The sequence below is a fragment of the Gammaproteobacteria bacterium genome, assembly GCA_021647245.1.
Classification (GTDB): Bacteria; Pseudomonadota; Gammaproteobacteria; order RBG-16-57-12; family RBG-16-57-12; genus JAFLJP01.
On sequence record JAKIVC010000018.1, the window covers coordinates 25,275 to 42,726 of the forward strand.

The following is a 17,452-nucleotide window of genomic DNA, read 5'->3' on the forward strand; positions in this document are numbered from 1 at the left end:
AATGGTTAGTTACGTAGGATGAGTTGGCTAATCTTGCTAGGAGTAAATTAATGGCTCTCAATATCGAAGCTAAAAAAGCTATTGTAGCTGAAGTAAGCGAGGTTGCTGCAACGGCGCTTTCTGCCGTTGCAGCAGAGTATCGAGGGCTGACTGTAGGCCAAATGACTGAATTGCGTGTTAAATCGCGTGAAGCAGGCGTTTACCTTCGTGTGATCAAAAATTCTCTAGCGCGTCGCGCCGTAGAGGGTACTGATTTTGAGTGCATGCAGGAAGGTCTAACGGGTCCATTGGTTCTGGCGTTCTCGCAAGAGGATCCAGGCGCAGCGGCGCGAGTCATCTCGGATTTTACCAAAGAAAACAAAAAGCTGGTGGTTCGCCTAGTTTCCGTTGGTGGTAAAATGCTGGATGCAGGTGACATTGATCGCCTCGCGAAGATGCCAACCAAGGATCAGGCTATCAGTATGCTGATGTCATGCATGCTGCAGCCAGTCGAGAAATTGGCGCGTACACTAAACGAAATTCCTACCAAGGTTACTCGTTGTGTTGCCGCTGTTCGTGACCAGAAGCAGTCAGCTTAAAGACCACCTTGTCTTTAATTGCATAAACAGATTTGAATTTTTTTGGAGTTAACATTATGGCCGTATCTAAAGACGATATCCTAGAAACTATTGCTAGCATGTCAGTAATGGAAGTTGTTGAGCTGGTTGAGGCAATGGAAGAGAAATTTGGCGTTTCAGCTGCAGCTGCTGCCGTAGCAATCGCTGCGCCTGCTGATGCTGCTGGCGCTGTTGCTGAGCAGACTGAGTTTGATGTTGTTATGACAAGCTTTGGCGCTAACAAGGTTGCCGTTATTAAGGCAGTTCGTGCTCTTACAGGTCTTGGTCTGAAGGAAGCGAAAGCACTTGCAGAAAGTGCACCTAAAGCAGTGAAAGAAGCGGTTTCTAAGGATGAAGCTGAAGAAGTTAAGAAGGTTCTGGAAGAGGCCGGTGCTTCTGTAGAGCTGAAGTAACTTAGCTTTTTTCGCACTCTGTTTCGGTGGGCTATATCCATTTGAGGCAGGGTGCGTTACTATGTGCGCAACTTTCCCTTTGAAGCGATTTTCGTTTTTGTAAATGGGACATATTTAATGAATGGAATGTGCTGGTTGGCTAGTGATATTGGCTTGCCGGCCTTTTGTGCTTTCCGTTTTTCCAGTCTTACCGGGCTGGAGTGGGTTTACGGCCTGACTGCACTTAATGCAGGCCAGGTGACTAGCTGAGGATCATTGATGGCTTACTCATTTACTGAGAAGAAACGTATACGTAAGGACTTTGGTAAGCGCCCTAGTATTCTAGGTGTGCCATATCTGTTGGCAATCCAGAAGAACTCTTATCGTGATTTCTTGCAGGCTGGGATATCTGCGGCGGATCGACATGAGCGTGGTTTGCATGCTGCATTTAAATCTATTTTTCCAATCAAGAGCTACTCGGGTAACGCAGCTCTTGAGTATGCTGATTATCGTTTGGGGAAGCCCTCCTTCGATGTGAAAGAGTGTCGGCTGCGAGGTACGACCTACTCAGCGCCCTTGCGAGTAAAAGTTCGCTTGGTTATCAATGACAGAGATGCTCCTGCTGGCTCAGTTGTTATCAAGGATGTGAAAGAACAGGAGATCTACATGGGTGAAATTCCACTCATGACAGATACCGGTACGTTTGTGATAAATGGAACTGAACGAGTGATTGTTTCTCAGTTGCATCGCTCCCCTGGGGTGTTCTTTGACCATGACAAAGGGAAGACTCACTCATCAGGCAAGCTGTTGTATAACACGGTGGTGATCCCTTATCGTGGTTCATGGCTCGAGTTTGAATTTGATCCAAAAGATAATGTTTTTGTTCGTATAGATCGCCGACGTAAATTACCCGCGACCATCATGTTGCGGGCGTTGGGATTTGATAATGAGCAAATTCTGGATATGTTCTTCGATAATAACTACTTTCGAGTAGTTAAAGACGGCACCTTCACGCTTGATTTAGTGCCAGAGCGTCTTCGTGGCGAGACGGCAATGTTTGATATAAAGGCGGGCGATGAGGTATATGTTGAAAAAGGCCGCCGAATTACGAGCCGTGTTATCAAGCAGCTTGCTGATGATAAAGTGACCGCGTTAGATGTTCCCCGTGAGTATCTGATCGGGAAAGTGATTGCTAATAATATTATTGATGAGTCGACAGGCGAAGTACTGGCGAATGCTAATGATGAAATCACAGAAGAGCTGCTCGCCAAATTAGTGGATGCCGGTGTTGCTGAGATCAACTCGCTTTACATCAATGATCTGGATCACGGCCCATATATTTCAGAGACTATGCGCCTTGATGCCACAACAACGCCGCTAGAGGCGTTGGTTGAGATTTATCGAATGATGCGTCCAGGTGAGCCACCGACCAAAGACGCCGCTGAGAACCTGTTTGCAAATCTTTTCTTCAATGAGGAGCGCTATGACCTCTCTGTTGTAGGTCGTATGAAGTTCAACCGCCGGGTCGGTTACGAAGAGATTGTTGGGCCGGGTACGCTTTCGAAAGATGACATTGTCCATGTTCTAAAGACCTTGATCAGCATTCGTGATGGTCGTGGTGTAGTCGATGATATCGACCACCTGGGTAATCGCCGTATTCGTAGCGTTGGTGAGATGATTGAAAATCAATTTCGCGCCGGTCTGGTTCGTGTTGAGCGTGCGGTTAAAGAGCGCCTGAGTCTTTCAGAGACTGAGAGCATGATGCCTCAGGAGCTGATCAATGCTAAGCCAGTCTCCGCAGCCGTTAAGGAGTTCTTTGGTTCGAGCCAGCTCTCGCAGTTTATGGATCAGAATAACCCCCTCTCTGAGGTGACCCACAAACGTCGCGTATCGGCACTCGGCCCGGGTGGTCTGACCCGAGAGCGTGCTGGCTTTGAAGTGCGTGATGTTCATCCAACGCATTATGGTCGAGTCTGTCCTATCGAAACGCCGGAAGGCCCAAATATCGGTTTGATTAACTCCCTTGCGGTCTACGCACGTACCAATAATTACGGTTTCCTTGAAACGCCCTACCGCAAAGTTATTGACGGCAAGGTGACGGATGATATTGATTACCTCTCTGCCATTGAAGAGTCTAACTTTGTAATTGCCCAGGCAAGTGCAGAGGTTGATGATAACAATATGTTGATTGATGAGCTGGTTTCAGCGCGTCATGAGAATGAATTTGCACTGCTGACCCCTGATCGGGTTCAGTACATGGATGTCTCACCGAAGCAAATTGTGTCGGTTGCCGCATCAATTATCCCCTTCCTGGAGCACGATGACGCAAATCGTGCGCTGATGGGGTCTAACATGCAGCGCCAGGCAGTGCCTACACTTCGGGCTGACAAGCCGCTGGTAGGTACCGGTATGGAGCGCGTTGTAGCCACCGACTCGGGCGTTACTGCGGTTGCCAAACGTGGCGGCACTGTCGACTCCGTGGATGCCGCGCGTATTGTGGTGCGAGTAAATGATGATGAGACGATTGCAGGTGAGTCAGGGGTTGATATCTACAACCTGACTAAATACGTGCGTTCCAATCAAAATACCTGTGTTAATCAGCGGCCACTCGTTAAGTCGGGTGATGTGATTGCGGTTGGTGACGTGCTGGCTGACGGCCCCTCTACTGACTTGGGTGAGTTAGCGCTCGGCCAAAATATGCTAGTGGCGTTCATGCCGTGGAATGGTTATAACTTTGAGGATTCGATCCTTATTTCAGAGCGCGTAGTTGAAGAAGATCGCTACACCACAATTCATATAGAAGAGCTGACCTGTGTCGCACGTGACACAAAGCTGGGGCCAGAAGAGATCTCAGCGGATATTCCAAATGTTGGTGAAGGCGCACTCTCTAAGCTTGATGAGTCAGGTATTGTGTATATCGGTGCTGAAGTTAAACCGGGCGATATTCTGGTTGGCAAGGTGACGCCAAAAGGAGAAACCCAGCTGACACCGGAAGAGAAGCTGTTGCGTGCCATCTTCGGTGAAAAAGCATCCGATGTTAAGGATACTTCGCTGCGCGTTTCATCAGGTACAATTGGTACGGTTATTGATGTTCAAGTTTTCACTCGCGATGGTGTGGAGCTTGATAGTCGAGCGGTTCAAATTCAAGAGACGCAACTCGCCTCTGTGAAAAAAGATTTGAACGATAAGTACCGAATTGTTGAGGGAGATGCCTACTCTCGTGTTGAAAAAATGCTAATAGGCCAGAAAGTAAAAGGTGGTCTACTGGGGCTGAGGTCTGGCGGTATTATAAGCGCCGATAATTTAGCTGAAATACCCCGTGAAAAATGGTTTGAAATCCGTCTTTCAGACGATGCGGCGACTGAACAGCTCGAAAAAGTATCGGCTCAACTAAAAGATCTTCGCTTAGAGTTGGACGCCGCCTATGAAGAGAAGCGCGGCAAAATCATGACAGGTGATGACCTGGCGCCGGGCGTGCTTAAAATGGTCAAGGTCTACATGGCGGTTAAGCGTCGCATCCAGCCTGGCGATAAGATGGCAGGTCGCCATGGTAACAAGGGTGTTATTTCAAATATTATTCCAGTTGAAGATATGCCGCATACCGCTGAAGGTGAAACAGTTGATATTGTCCTCAATCCACTGGGTGTGCCGTCACGTATGAATGTGGGGCAGGTTCTTGAAACTCACCTCGGCTGGGCGGCACGCGGTTTAGGCAAGAAGCTGACTGAAATGCTTCAGGCGCAGCGTGAGACGATGCTCAAGGAGATTCGAGAGTTCCTCTCTAAGGTTTACACCAATGAGGAGCAGTCACGCGAATTTGCAGCCATGTCTGATGATGAGGTTATCGAGCTTGCTAAGAATCTAAAAGGCGGCGTGCCGATGGCAACGCCTGTTTTTGAGGGGGCTACCGAGACTGAGATAAAGGAGATGCTGTCCCTCGCGGGTTTGCCAGAAGATGGTCAAACGATGCTGATCGATGGGTGTACTGGTGATGCCTTTGACCGTCCTGTTACCGTTGGCTATATGTATATGCTAAAACTTAACCATTTGGTTGATGACAAAATGCATGCCCGCTCAACGGGGCCATATAGTCTCGTGACGCAGCAGCCATTGGGTGGTAAGGCGCAGTTTGGTGGTCAAAGATTTGGTGAGATGGAGGTATGGGCACTGCAAGCATATGGTGCAGCTTATACTCTGCAAGAGATGCTCACCGTTAAATCAGATGATGTTAACGGTCGAACCAAGATGTATAAAAACATTGTAGATGGTGATCATCGTATGGAGCCAGGCATGCCAGAGTCGTTTAATGTCTTGCTCAAAGAGATTCGAGCCTTGGGCATTGATATTGAGCTAGAGCAGGAGTAACTCTCCTTTGCCCGCCAGTCGGTGAAGATGCTTCGCCGACTGAATTAAAGAATTTAAGTGCTGTTCTGCAGGAGATACATCCTTGAAAGATCTATTAAGAATTCTGAAACAACAGAACCAGTCGGAAGACTTTGATGCAATTCGTATTGGTTTGGCATCACCTGAAAAGATTCGCTCGTGGTCTTATGGTGAAGTAAAAAAGCCTGAAACGATTAATTACCGTACATTTAAGCCTGAACGCGATGGCTTATTTTGCGCCAAAATTTTTGGCCCAGTAAAAGATTTTGAGTGCCTATGTGGGAAATATAAGCGCCTGAAGCACCGTGGTGTTATTTGTGAAAAATGTGGTGTGGAGGTGACAATCTCCAAGGTGCGTCGTGACCGTATGGGCCATATCCAGCTGGCGAGCCCTGTTGCACATATCTGGTTTTTGAAATCACTCCCTTCACGAATGGGACTCCTCCTGGATATGACACTTCGTGATATAGAGCGTGTGCTCTACTTTGAGGCTTTTGTTGTCGTAGAACCCGGAATGACGACCCTCGAGCGCGGGCAGCTTCTTTCTGATGAGGGGTTCCTCGATGCAATAGAAGAGTTTGGCGATGAGTTTGATGCTCGTATGGGTGCTGAGGCTGTTCTTGAGCTTTTGAAGGCGATTGACCTCAAGCCCGAGTCAGCAAAGCTGCGTGAGGATATGGAAGCGACTGCGTCAGAAACCAAGCTGAAAAAATTGGGCAAGCGCCTAAAGCTTATCGAGGCATTTCTTGAGTCCGGCAACCGTCCAGAATGGATGGTGATGACGGTGTTACCTGTGCTGCCTCCCGAGTTGCGCCCCTTGGTACCTCTTGATGGTGGGCGCTTTGCTACGTCTGATCTTAATGATCTCTATCGGCGTGTTATCAATCGTAACAATCGTTTGAAGCGCCTTCTTGATCTCAATGCGCCGGATATCATTGTGCGCAATGAAAAACGCATGCTTCAGGAATCAGTTGATGCTTTGATGGATAATGGCCGCCGCGGTCGCGCCATCACCGGTACCAATCGTCGCCCACTCAAGTCGCTTGCAGATATGATAAAAGGGAAGCAAGGACGTTTCCGTCAAAATCTACTTGGAAAGCGTGTGGATTACTCTGGCCGCTCTGTCATTGTGGTGGGGCCATTTCTTAAGCTTCACCAGTGTGGGTTGCCGAAGAAAATGGCACTTGAACTCTTCAAGCCTTTTATCTTCAGCAAGCTAGAGCGTCGTGGTCTTGCGACTACAATAAAAGCGGCTAAAAAGATGGTTGAGCGGGAAGGCCCAGAAGTTTGGGATATTCTCGAGGAGGTGATTCGCGAACATCCGGTCATGCTCAATCGAGCGCCGACTCTTCACCGCCTTGGTATCCAGGCATTCGAGCCTGTGTTGGTGGAAGGGAAGGCTATCAACTTGCATCCATTGGTTTGTGCGGCGTATAACGCTGATTTTGATGGTGACCAGATGGCTGTTCATGTGCCACTTTCACTGGAGGCTCAGCTCGAGGCCCGCACCCTGATGATGTCGACAAACAACATATTGTCGCCTGCTAACGGTGAGCCGATTATTGTGCCATCACAGGACATTGTACTGGGTCTCTACTACATGTCACGCGACCGCATTAATGCCAAGGGCGAAGGCATGGTGTTTGCCGATATTAATGAAGTTCACCGTGCCTATGAATCTAAAGTCGTCGACATACATGCGCGGGTAAAGGCACGTATTCAAGAGGTTGACATTGATGAGGAAGGTAACCGCAGCAGTACGTTCAAACTCTACGATACGACAGTTGGTCGTGCGCTGCTTTCCGGCATACTCCCAGAGGGTCTTCCGTTTGAATTAGTCAACCTGGTGTTGGTTAAGAAGGCGATATCACACCTGATTAATGAGTGCTATCGAAATGTAGGCCTGAAGGATACGGTTATTTTTGCGGATAAGCTGATGTCAACGGGCTTCACCTATGCGACACGCTCTGGTGCTTCATTTGGTGCGGATGATATGATTATTCCGGATGAAAAGGTGACTATCCTTGCCGCTGCTGAGGCGCAGGTTAAGGAGATTCAATCACAGTACACATCTGGTTTGGTCACCAATGGTGAGCGTTATAATAAAGTAATCGATATTTGGTCTCATGCCAATGATCAGGTTTCACGCGCCATGATGGACAAGCTCTCTAGTGAAGAGGTGGTTGACCGAGAAGGTAATACGGTTCGTCAGGATTCATTTAATCCTATCTTTATGATGGCGGATTCTGGTGCTCGTGGTAGCGCGGCTCAATTGCGACAGCTGGCAGGCATGCGTGGACTGATGGCAAAGCCTGACGGCTCGATCATTGAAACACCTATCACAGCAAACTTCCGCGAAGGGCTTGATGTTCTACAGTACTTTATCTCTACCCACGGTGCTCGGAAAGGGTTGGCCGATACCGCTCTCAAGACGGCCAACTCGGGTTACTTGACTCGCCGTTTGGTTGATATTGCCCAAGACATGGTTGTCAATGAGGACGATTGTGGCACCATCCGAGGCCTGATAATGACGCCGTTGATTGAAGGTGGTGACGTTGTTGAGCCTTTACATGAGCGTGTTTTAGGGCGTGTTCTTGCTGAAGATGTTATGAATAATAGTGGTAAAAAGCTGATTGCACCCGCGGGCACCCTGCTGGATGAAGCATGGGTTGCAGTGCTTGAAGAGAACTCAATTGATCAGGTTAAAGCGCGCTCTGCGATTACCTGTGAAGCGCGCTTCGGTATCTGCGCCTCGTGCTATGGACGCGATCTCGCACGCGGTCATAAGGTTAACGGTGGTGAGGCTGTCGGTGTCATCGCCGCGCAATCCATCGGTGAGCCAGGGACTCAGCTTACAATGCGTACATTCCATATTGGTGGTGCCGCCTCACGATCAGCTGCAATTAGTAGTGTCGAAATTAAGTCTGCCGGCACCGTTCGGTTGCACAACATCAAGACGGTTAAACATATCAAGGGCCATATGGTGGCAGTATCCCGCTCAGGCGAAGTGGCTGTTCTTGATGCCAATGGCCGCGAGCGCGAGCGCTACAAAGTCCCTTACGGTGCTGTTTTTAATGTTGAAAATGGTGCTAAAGTTACTGCAGGCCAGATCATTGCAGACTGGGATCCGCACACTCACCCGATCGTAACTGAGGTTGCTGGTATCGTCCGATTTAGTGACTTTCTAGAGTCAGTCACGGTGTCTCGTGAGGTTGATGAGGTGACTGGGCTGAGTAGTTTGGTGATTATCGATCCTAAGCAACGCAGTGGCACGGCTAAAGACCTGCGTCCAATGGTTAAACTGCTGGATGAAAATGGCGATGACCTCTGTATTGCAGGAACAAATATCCCCGCACACTATTTCCTACCCGCTGGTGCCATCATAGGCCTAGAGGATGGTTCAGAGGTGGGTGTGGGTGACGTTGTCGCTCGTATTCCACAAGAGTCATCTAAGACGCGGGACATTACCGGTGGTTTGCCGCGTGTTGCTGATCTGTTTGAGGCGCGCAAGCCAAAAGAGCCTGCAATACTTGCCGAGGTGAGTGGTACTGTTTCGTTTGGTAAAGAGACAAAAGGTAAGCAGCGCTTAGTGATTACCCCGAATGAGGGGGATGTTTACGAAGAGCTTATTCCAAAGTGGCGCCATGTTACAGTATTTGAGGGTGAGCACGTTGAGAAGGGCGAGGTTATTTCAGAAGGGCCTCCCGCTCCACATGATATTCTTCGTCTGCGAGGCATTGCGGCGCTGGCAAATTACATTGTGAATGAGGTTCAGGATGTTTACCGTTTGCAGGGGGTGAAAATCAATGATAAGCACATCGAGGTCATTGTTCGTCAGATGTTGCGTAGAGTTGAAATTACCAATGCTGGCGATACTAAATTCCTTAAGGGTGAGCAGGTAGAGCGCTCTCGTATGCTCGATGAAAATGATCGTATGATTGCAGCAGGAAAGCTGGTTTGTACTTATGACTCTGTGCTGCTGGGTATTACTAAGGCCTCGCTTGCGACAGACTCATTTATCTCTGCAGCATCATTCCAAGAGACCACGCGAGTCCTGACCGATGCCGCTGTGAATGGTAAGGTCGATGATCTTCGCGGTCTGAAAGAGAATGTTATTGTGGGCCGCTTGATTCCAGCGGGCACAGGACTTGCCTATCATGCTGAGCGTCAGCGTCACCGTCGTGAGCAGTTTGATGCCGAATTGGCACTGGCGGCGGCTGAAGAGTCGGTGCCAGCAGTAGTAGAAGAGAGTGTTGAGTAACTGCGGGTTTTCTCAGCACTTGACACACTAGTGTTTTATCACTAGAATTCCGCGATTCAGACAGCTGGCTATATCCAGCTGTCTACTTATTTGTAGGGTTGGAGCAAAATATATGACAACTATTAATCAGTTGGTGCGCAAGCCTCGCAAGCGCCAAATTGAAAAGAGCAACGTTCCTGCGTTGGATGCATGTCCACAGAAACGAGGTGTATGCACTCGCGTGTATACAACAACACCTAAGAAGCCGAATTCAGCATTGCGTAAAGTGGCGCGTGTTCGTCTTACCAATGGTATGGAGGTTACTTCATATATCGGTGGGGAGGGGCATAACCTCCAAGAGCACAGTGTTATTTTGATTCGCGGTGGTCGTGTTAAAGATCTGCCTGGTGTGCGTTATCACACGGTTCGTGGCACCCTGGATTGCGCGGGTGTAACCACTCGTCGTCAAGGGCGCTCCAAATATGGCGCGAAGCGTCCTAAGTAATTGTTTCAGGAATAGATAATGGCTAGAAGAAAAGCGGCAGCTAAACGCGAAGTACTACCCGATCCTAAGTTTGGAAGCGAAACGTTAACTCGTCTTGTTAACGTCTTGATGGTAGATGGGAAAAAGTCAGTTGCGGAAAAAATTGTTTATAGTGCACTGGATCGTGTGACTGAGAAGTCAGGTGGCGAAGCACTGGAGTCACTGGATAAGGCGCTGGAGGCAGTTCGTCCGTCGGTAGAGGTTAAGTCTCGTCGCGTGGGTGGTGCAACTTACCAAGTGCCCGTTGAAGTGCGTGTTGATCGTCGAACGGCGCTTGCCATGCGTTGGTTGGTTGAGGCTGCGCGTAAACGCAGCGAGAAAGGTATGGGTCTGCGTCTTGCGGGCGAGATTATCGATGCCCTTGAAGGTCGTGGTTCTGCAGTCAAAAAACGTGAAGATACGCACCGCATGGCAGATGCAAACAAAGCGTTTGCCCACTATCGCTGGTAAAAGCCCCTTGCTGGAGTTGTATTAAAGTGGTGCGTAAAACCCCTGTTGGACAGTATCGAAATATCGGCATTATGGCTCATATTGATGCTGGCAAGACAACGACGACGGAACGCATTCTGTTTTACACGGGTGAGTCCCATAAAATTGGCGAAGTGCATGATGGCACGGCGACTATGGACTGGATGGAGCAGGAACAAGAACGCGGAATTACAATTACATCTGCAGCGACAACATGTTTTTGGCGTGGCATGCAAAAGCAGTATGACGAGCATCGAATAAACATTATCGATACGCCAGGTCATGTCGATTTCACCATAGAAGTTGAGCGTTCACTGCGTGTTCTTGATGGTGCTTGTGCTGTTTTTTGTGCGGTTGGTGGGGTTGAGCCGCAGTCTGAGACTGTCTGGCGGCAGGCGGATAAGTACGAGGTTCCACGGATTGCTTTCGTCAATAAAATGGATCGCTCTGGTGCGGATTTTTTCCGTGTAATGGGGCAGATTGAAGAGCGGCTCGGAGCGAATCCGATTGCCCTTCAGGTTCCGATTGGCGCAGAGGATAATTTCGAAGGGGTTGTAGATCTCATCCTTATGAAAGCGATTTATTGGTCTGAATCCGATATGGGCCTTACCTATAAATTATGCGAAATACCTGCGGAGATGCTCGAATGTTGTGATGAGTTGCGAGAGCAGCTTGTCGAGTGCGCAGCAGAGTCTACCGAAGAGTTGATGGATCGATATTTGGAAGATGGTTTTCTGTCTGAAGTAGATGTCAAAAAAGGGATTAGAGCGGCTACTTTGTCGGGTGATCTGGTACCGGTTGTCTGCGGCTCGGCCTTTAAAAATAAAGGTGTGCAGGCCCTTCTTGATGCAGTGGTTGATTATTTACCCTCGCCACTTGATGTGCCGGCAATTGCTGGTTTGAGTGAGGATGGTGAGTCGGCAGTGGCGCGTCATCCAAGTGATGATGAGCCATTTTCAGCGTTGGTATTTAAAATAGCCACGGACTCATTTGTCGGTGCGTTGGCTTACTTCCGTGTTTATAGTGGTAGCCTGAAATCGGGAGATGTTGTTTTTAATCCTGCCAAAGGCAAGCGCGAGCGCATTGGTCGAATTTTGCAGATGCACGCCAACAGCCGCGAAGAAATCGGTGGCGTACATGCGGGAGATATTGCAGCGGCAGTGGGCCTTAAGTGCACGGTTACCGGCGACACCCTGTGCGACCAGGCTGATCGGGTGGTTCTTGAGAGAATGGAGTTCCCTGAGTCGGTGGTTTCGGTTGCGATTGAGCCGAAAACGCTCGCCGACCAAGATAAAATGGAGGCGGCATTGAGTCGACTTGTACAAGAGGATCCTTCGTTCAGAGTGCATGTGGATTCTGATTCGGGACAAACGATAATTTCAGGAATGGGCGAGCTTCACCTAGAAATAATTGTAGACAGGATGAAGCGGGAGTTTGGTGTGGCGGCAAATGTCGGTACACCAAGAGTCTCTTATCGTGAGTCAATTCGCTCTAGCGTTGAAGTTGAAGGTAAGTTTATTAGAGATATGGGAGCGCGCAACCAATACGGTCACGTCTCTTTGCGGCTGGAGCCTAAAGAGCCTGGCACTGGCTATGAGTTTGTGAGTGAAATTGCGGCGGGTACAATACCCGCTGAATACATTCCTGCGGTAGATGCGGGGGTAAAAGAGCAGATGGAGTCAGGTGTCTTCGCAGGTTATCCGATGGTTGATGTTAAGGTGGCGCTCATTGGTGGCTCATATCATGAGGTGGACTCCAACGAAATGGCGTTTAAAATCGCAGGCTCAATTGCACTTCGTGATGGTGCGTTACAAGCATTACCCTACCTCCTGGAGCCGGTTATGAAGGTTGAGGTGGTTACACCCGAAGAGAGTATGGGTGATGTGATGGGTGATATTAACCGCCGTCGTGGCTTGGTTCAGGGCGTAGATGATGTGCCGATGGGGAAAGTTGTTCGCGCTGAAGTGCCGCTTGGCTCCATGTTTGGTTATGCAACTGAGCTGAGATCTGCGACTCAGGGGCGAGCCAGCTACTCCATGGAGTTTGAAAAATATGCAGAGGCGCCATCAAACATCTCTGATGAGATAGTGAATAAAGTTTATTAAGAATAATTGATTTATCGAGAGGATCGCACGTGTCTAAAGAAAAATTTGAACGCACCAAGCCACATGTTAATGTTGGTACCATCGGTCATGTTGACCACGGTAAAACCACGCTGACTGCGGCAATCACCAAATGTATGGCTGAAAAGCATGGTGGTGAGTTTAAAGCTTACGACCAGATAGATGGTGCACCTGAAGAGCGTGCCCGTGGTATCACTATTGCTACGGCACATGTTGAATATGAATCAGATGTACGTCACTACGCACACGTTGATTGCCCGGGCCATGCTGATTATGTGAAAAACATGATCACCGGTGCCGCGCAGATGGATGGTGCGATTCTGGTTTGTTCGGCGGCAGACGGCCCAATGCCACAAACCCGTGAGCACATACTGCTCTCGCGCCAGGTAGGTGTTCCTTATATTGTCGTGTTTCTGAACAAAGCGGACATGGTTGATGATGACGAGCTGCTTGAGCTGGTTGAGATGGAAGTGCGTGAGCTTTTGGATAAGTATGAATTCCCGGGTGATGATACACCGGTAATCATCGGTTCAGCATTGAAAGCATTGGAAGGTGACCAGTCCGATATTGGTGTGCCGGCGATTATTAAACTGGTTGACGCGATGGATAGCTATATTCCAGAGCCTGAGCGGGCGATTGATGGCGCATTCCTGATGCCGGTTGAAGATGTTTTCTCAATCTCTGGTCGTGGCACTGTTGTCACGGGTCGTATTGAGCGGGGTATCGTCAAGGTAGGTGAGGAAGTTGAAATTGTTGGCATCAAAGAGACCGTTAAAACGATCTGTACCGGTGTTGAAATGTTCCGCAAACTGCTTGATGAGGGGCGTGCGGGCGATAATGTTGGCCTATTGCTACGGGGTACCAAGCGCGAAGATGTTGAGCGCGGTCAGGTGCTGTGTCAGCCCGGTTCAATTAACCCCCACACTAAGTTTGAAGCCGAAGTCTATGTGCTAAGCAAAGATGAAGGTGGTCGACATACCCCGTTTTTTAACGGCTATCGTCCGCAGTTCTATTTTCGTACCACTGATGTAACCGGTGCGTGTGATCTGCCAGAGGGTGTGGAGATGGTGATGCCAGGTGATAACGTGCAGATGACGGTATCGCTGATCGCTCCCATCGCAATGGAAGACGGCCTGCGTTTTGCAATCCGTGAAGGTGGTCGTACCGTTGGTGCGGGCGTTGTTGCTAAGATTATTGAGTAATAGATATGACTAATCAAAGAATTCGTATTCGCCTAAAATCATTTGATCATCGTTTGATTGATCAGTCCGCACGTGAGATTGCTGATACTGCAAAGCGCACGGGTGCGCATGTGCAGGGTCCAATTCCCATGCCTACCAAAAAAGAGCGTTTTACTATTCTGACCTCGCCGCATGTTAATAAGGATGCGCGTGATCAGTATGAGATTCGTACCCACAAGCGTATGCTGGATATTGTAGATCCGACAGAAAAGACAGTGGATGCATTAATGAAGCTTGATCTTGCTGCTGGGGTAGACGTGCAGATTAAATTAAGTTAGAATCCGCCCCTCATTAATAACGCCGTGCTGTCCGCAGTGGGAGTACGGCGTTGTTATATTGAAGTTTTGTTGAATTAAGCGTCGGTCAATCGAAATCGATGCGTGAGGATAACGACAATGACTATTGGTGTAATAGGCCGCAAGCGCGGTATGACTCGGGTTTTTACGGAAGATGGGTGTTCTCTGCCTGTTACCGTAATCGAAGTTGAGCCTAATCGTGTGAGTCAGCTCAAAGGGCTCGAGAAAGATGGCTACAATGCAATTCAGGTGACGGTTGGTACGCGCCGTGCGACGCGTGTAACCAAGGCAATGGCCGGGCACTTTGCAAAAGCAGGTGTTGAGGCTGGAAGAGGGCTTTGGGAGTTTCGTCTGACTGACGGGGCGACTAATGATTTTGCGACAGGCTCAGAGATCAAGGCTGATATCTTTGAGGTAGGGCAGAAAGTTGATGTGGCAGGTGTTACGATCGGTAAGGGATTTGCCGGCACCATCAAACGCCACCACTTTGCAGGTAAAGATGCGACGCACGGCAACTCCCTTTCCCATCGTACCCCTGGCTCTATCGGTCAGTGTCAAACCCCTGGGCGTGTATTCAAGGGCAAGAAGATGTCTGGTCAGATGGGTAATGTTCAGCGTACAGTTCAAAACCTTGAAGTGGTTCGTGTGGATATTGAGCGCAATATTCTTTTGGTTAAAGGGGCAGTTCCTGGTGCCAAAGGAAGCAACGTTGTTGTATTCCCGGCGGTTAAAGCGAATTCGCAGGGGAGTTTGTAATGGAATTGAATTTAGTTACAGCAGCAGGAAAAGAGTCTAAAAAGAGCGTCGAGCTCTCTGATGAGAGCTTTGCGCGTGAGTTTAATGAGCCGCTAATTCATCAGGTTGTGACGGCCTATTTGGCAGGTGCTCGCCAAGGAAGTCGTGCTCACAAGAATCGCTCGGATGTAAGCGGTGGCGGTGCTAAGCCATGGCGCCAGAAAGGAACGGGCCGTGCGCGTGCGGGTACTATCCGCAGCCCCTTGTGGCGATCGGGTGGAGTTACATTTGCTGCAGCTCCGCAAGATCATTCGCAAAAAGTAAACAAGAAGATGTATCGTGGCGCAATGCGCTCGATCGTCTCTGAGTTGCTGCGCCAGGATCGGCTGATTATCATTGATAAATTTTCTCTTGAACTGCCAAAAACAAAAGAGCTTGTTGCTAAACTTGCTGCGATGGGTTTGGAAAGTGTTTTGATTGTCCCGGAGGCCATAGACGATAATCTGTACCTTGCATCACGCAACCTGCATAAGGTTGGCCTTGTAAGTGCAGCATCGATTGACCCGGTTTCATTGGTAGGTTACGACAAGGTGCTGATGACAGTCGGAGCGATCAAGCAAATAGAGGAGGCTTTGGCATGAACCAAGAGCGTTTGATGAAGGTTCTACTCGGTCCTCATATTACTGAGAAAGCATCGATTGCTGCTGAGACTAACCAGCAAATCGTATTCAAGGTGGCTACTGACGCAAATAAGACTGAAATTAAGAAGGCTGTAGAGCTTCTGTTTGAAGTTGAAGTCAACTCCGTTCAGGTGGCCAATGTTAAAGGCAAGCGCAAGCGCTTTGGAGCAATCCAAGGTCGTCGCTCTGGCTATAAAAAGGCGTATGTCCAACTTAAGGCCGGTAGTGAGATTGATTTCACCAGCGCCGCCGAGTAATTCGTAGAGGATTCGTATCATGGCGATCGTAAAACTTAAACCGACATCACCTGGGCGCCGCTTTGTAGTTCGAGTGGTTACTCCGGATCTCCATAAGGGCGAACCATACGCCCCTCTTCTGGAGAAAAAGAGCAAGACGGGTGGTCGTAATAATAATGGGCGTATTACCACTCGTCATCGTGGCGGTGGTCATAAGCAGCACTACCGTATCATTGATTTTAAGCGTAATAAGGATGGCATCCCTGGTGTAGTTGAGCGCCTAGAGTATGATCCAAACCGTAGCGCGAACATTGCACTGATTAAATATGCCGACGGTGAGCGTCGCTACATCATAGCGCCTAAGGGAGTTTCTGCTGGTTCAGATATAATGTCTGGCCAGCAGTCACCCATAAAGCCGGGTAGCGCGATGGCGCTGCGTGATATTCCAGTCGGTACGACTGTTCATTGTGTTGAGCTTCGTTCTGGTAAAGGTGCGCAAATTGCGCGCTCTGCGGGAACGTCAGCTCAGCTTGTTGCTCGTGATAGTGAATATGCAACTTTGCGCCTTCGTTCAAGCGAAATGCGCAAGGTGCGGGTTGACTGCAAGGCGACAATTGGTGAAGTGGGTAACTCTGAGCATGCTCTTCGCTCTTTAGGTAAGGCCGGTGCTGCCCGCTGGGCAGGTCGTCGACCTACCGTCCGTGGTGTCGCGATGAATCCAGTGGATCATCCGCACGGCGGTGGTGAAGGTCGTACTTCTGGTGGCCGTCATCCTGTATCTCCTTGGGGTGTTCCGACGAAGGGTTATAAAACCCGTAAAAACAAGCGTACCGATAAGTTTATCGTACGTCGTCGTAACAAGTAATTTCGTTTAACTGGAAAGAGGGCGAGCAATGCCACGTTCAGTCAAGAAAGGTCCATTCGTCGATCAACACTTAGCCAAAAAGGTGAGTGAGGCGGTTGAGGCTGGCACAAAACGACCAATTAAGACTTGGTCACGTCGTTCAATGGTACTCCCGGATATGCTCGGGCTCACTATTGCTATACATAATGGTCGCCAACATGTGCCTGTTTTCATTACTGAAAACATGGTCGGCTACAAATTGGGTGAGTTTGTTCCAACTCGCACATATCGTGGTCATGTCGCCGACAAAAAGTCCAGATAAGGGGTGTGAAGATGGAAGTCATTGCTAAACATCGTAATGCACGCATCTCTGCGCAAAAAACCCGTCTGGTTGCAGACCAGATTCGTGGTCTGTCAGTAGATCGTGCCTTGCAAATTCTGATGTTCAGTAACAAAAAAGCAGCATCCATCGTTAAGAAGGTTGTTGAGTCAGCAATTGCAAATGCAGAGCATAATGACGGCGCAGATATTGACGAGTTGAAGATTACTCGGATTTTCGTTGATGAAGCGGCGACATTCAAGCGTATTCGTCCGCGTGCAAAAGGGCGTGCAAATCGCATTCTGAAACGTAATTGCCACATTACTGTGGCGGTTGCTGAAAAATAACTGAGAGG

General features: G+C 49.0%; 15 protein-coding genes. All 15 read left to right on the forward strand.

Features of this window, described 5'->3' with window-relative positions:
- Nucleotides 1–50: 50 nt before the first annotated feature.
- The 15 genes from rplJ (at nt 51) to rplV (ending at nt 17,444) form a co-directional block, all read left to right on the forward strand.
- Nucleotides 51–578 (forward strand): 50S ribosomal protein L10, encoded by a 528-nt coding sequence (rplJ, locus tag L3J94_06625; GenBank protein MCF6218421.1) that lies wholly within the window; start codon nt 51–53, stop codon nt 576–578.
- A gap of 56 nt (nt 579–634) precedes the next feature.
- The gene (gene rplL, locus L3J94_06630) at nt 635–1,009 is read left to right on the forward strand and encodes a 50S ribosomal protein L7/L12 (protein ID MCF6218422.1); all 375 of its coding nucleotides are present in this window, start codon (nt 635–637) and stop codon (nt 1,007–1,009) included.
- A 258-nt stretch (nt 1,010–1,267) separates the two neighbouring features.
- Nucleotides 1,268–5,353, forward strand: coding sequence for a DNA-directed RNA polymerase subunit beta (gene rpoB / locus L3J94_06635; GenBank protein ID MCF6218423.1), 4,086 nt, complete (start codon nt 1,268–1,270; stop codon nt 5,351–5,353).
- 82 nt (nt 5,354–5,435) lie between these two features.
- Complete coding sequence (rpoC, locus tag L3J94_06640) at nt 5,436–9,632, forward strand: DNA-directed RNA polymerase subunit beta' (GenBank protein ID MCF6218424.1); 4,197 nt, start codon at nt 5,436–5,438, stop codon at nt 9,630–9,632.
- Between the two features lie 112 nt (nt 9,633–9,744).
- Nucleotides 9,745–10,116, forward strand: a complete 372-nt coding sequence (gene rpsL, locus L3J94_06645) for a 30S ribosomal protein S12 (GenBank protein MCF6218425.1) — start codon at nt 9,745–9,747, stop codon at nt 10,114–10,116.
- A gap of 18 nt (nt 10,117–10,134) precedes the next feature.
- A complete protein-coding gene (rpsG, locus tag L3J94_06650) occupies nt 10,135–10,605 on the forward strand; it encodes a 30S ribosomal protein S7 (protein ID MCF6218426.1) in 471 nt (156 codons plus the stop codon).
- 71 nt (nt 10,606–10,676) lie between these two features.
- Nucleotides 10,677–12,728 carry an elongation factor G gene (gene fusA / locus L3J94_06655; protein MCF6218427.1) on the forward strand — a complete coding sequence of 684 codons (2,052 nt, stop codon included), beginning with the start codon at nt 10,677–10,679 and terminating at the stop codon, nt 12,726–12,728.
- Between the two features lie 29 nt (nt 12,729–12,757).
- Entirely contained in the window at nt 12,758–13,948 is a 1,191-nt protein-coding gene (gene tuf / locus L3J94_06660) for an elongation factor Tu (GenBank protein MCF6218428.1), read from the forward strand.
- A gap of 5 nt (nt 13,949–13,953) precedes the next feature.
- A complete protein-coding gene (gene rpsJ / locus L3J94_06665) occupies nt 13,954–14,265 on the forward strand; it encodes a 30S ribosomal protein S10 (GenBank protein MCF6218429.1) in 312 nt (103 codons plus the stop codon).
- 117 nt (nt 14,266–14,382) lie between these two features.
- Complete coding sequence (rplC, locus tag L3J94_06670; GenBank protein ID MCF6218430.1) at nt 14,383–15,039, forward strand: 50S ribosomal protein L3; 657 nt, start codon at nt 14,383–14,385, stop codon at nt 15,037–15,039.
- On the forward strand, nt 15,039–15,659 hold the full coding sequence (rplD, locus tag L3J94_06675) for a 50S ribosomal protein L4 (GenBank protein MCF6218431.1): 621 nt from the start codon (nt 15,039–15,041) through the stop codon (nt 15,657–15,659). Before rplC ends, rplD begins: the two co-directional genes overlap by 1 nt.
- Nucleotides 15,656–15,955, forward strand: a complete 300-nt coding sequence (rplW, locus tag L3J94_06680) for a 50S ribosomal protein L23 (protein MCF6218432.1) — start codon at nt 15,656–15,658, stop codon at nt 15,953–15,955. Before rplD ends, rplW begins: the two co-directional genes overlap by 4 nt.
- Before the next feature lie 19 nt (nt 15,956–15,974).
- Nucleotides 15,975–16,799 carry a 50S ribosomal protein L2 gene (gene rplB, locus L3J94_06685; GenBank protein ID MCF6218433.1) on the forward strand — a complete coding sequence of 275 codons (825 nt, stop codon included), beginning with the start codon at nt 15,975–15,977 and terminating at the stop codon, nt 16,797–16,799.
- 28 nt (nt 16,800–16,827) lie between these two features.
- A complete protein-coding gene (gene rpsS, locus L3J94_06690; GenBank protein MCF6218434.1) occupies nt 16,828–17,100 on the forward strand; it encodes a 30S ribosomal protein S19 in 273 nt (90 codons plus the stop codon).
- An 11-nt stretch (nt 17,101–17,111) separates the two neighbouring features.
- Nucleotides 17,112–17,444 (forward strand): 50S ribosomal protein L22, encoded by a 333-nt coding sequence (gene rplV, locus L3J94_06695; GenBank protein MCF6218435.1) that lies wholly within the window; start codon nt 17,112–17,114, stop codon nt 17,442–17,444.
- Nucleotides 17,445–17,452: the final 8 nt, after the last annotated feature.

Bases quoted from the DNA above. Each gene is read 5' to 3' on its own strand.
- rplJ (MCF6218421.1), top strand. From the start codon at position 51: ATGGCTCTCAATATCGAAGCTAAAAAAGCTATTGTAGCTGAAGTAAGC.
- rplL (MCF6218422.1), top strand. From the start codon at position 635: ATGGCCGTATCTAAAGACGATATCCTAGAAACTATTGCTAGCATGTCA.
- rpoB (MCF6218423.1), top strand. From the start codon at position 1,268: ATGGCTTACTCATTTACTGAGAAGAAACGTATACGTAAGGACTTTGGT.
- rpsL (MCF6218425.1), top strand. From the start codon at position 9,745: ATGACAACTATTAATCAGTTGGTGCGCAAGCCTCGCAAGCGCCAAATT.
- rpsG (MCF6218426.1), top strand. From the start codon at position 10,135: ATGGCTAGAAGAAAAGCGGCAGCTAAACGCGAAGTACTACCCGATCCT.
- fusA (MCF6218427.1), top strand. From the start codon at position 10,677: ATGGCTCATATTGATGCTGGCAAGACAACGACGACGGAACGCATTCTG.
- rpsJ (MCF6218429.1), top strand. From the start codon at position 13,954: ATGACTAATCAAAGAATTCGTATTCGCCTAAAATCATTTGATCATCGT.
- rplC (MCF6218430.1), top strand. From the start codon at position 14,383: ATGACTATTGGTGTAATAGGCCGCAAGCGCGGTATGACTCGGGTTTTT.
- rplD (MCF6218431.1), top strand. From the start codon at position 15,039: ATGGAATTGAATTTAGTTACAGCAGCAGGAAAAGAGTCTAAAAAGAGC.
- rplW (MCF6218432.1), top strand. From the start codon at position 15,656: ATGAACCAAGAGCGTTTGATGAAGGTTCTACTCGGTCCTCATATTACT.
- rplB (MCF6218433.1), top strand. From the start codon at position 15,975: ATGGCGATCGTAAAACTTAAACCGACATCACCTGGGCGCCGCTTTGTA.
- rpsS (MCF6218434.1), top strand. From the start codon at position 16,828: ATGCCACGTTCAGTCAAGAAAGGTCCATTCGTCGATCAACACTTAGCC.
- rplV (MCF6218435.1), top strand. From the start codon at position 17,112: ATGGAAGTCATTGCTAAACATCGTAATGCACGCATCTCTGCGCAAAAA.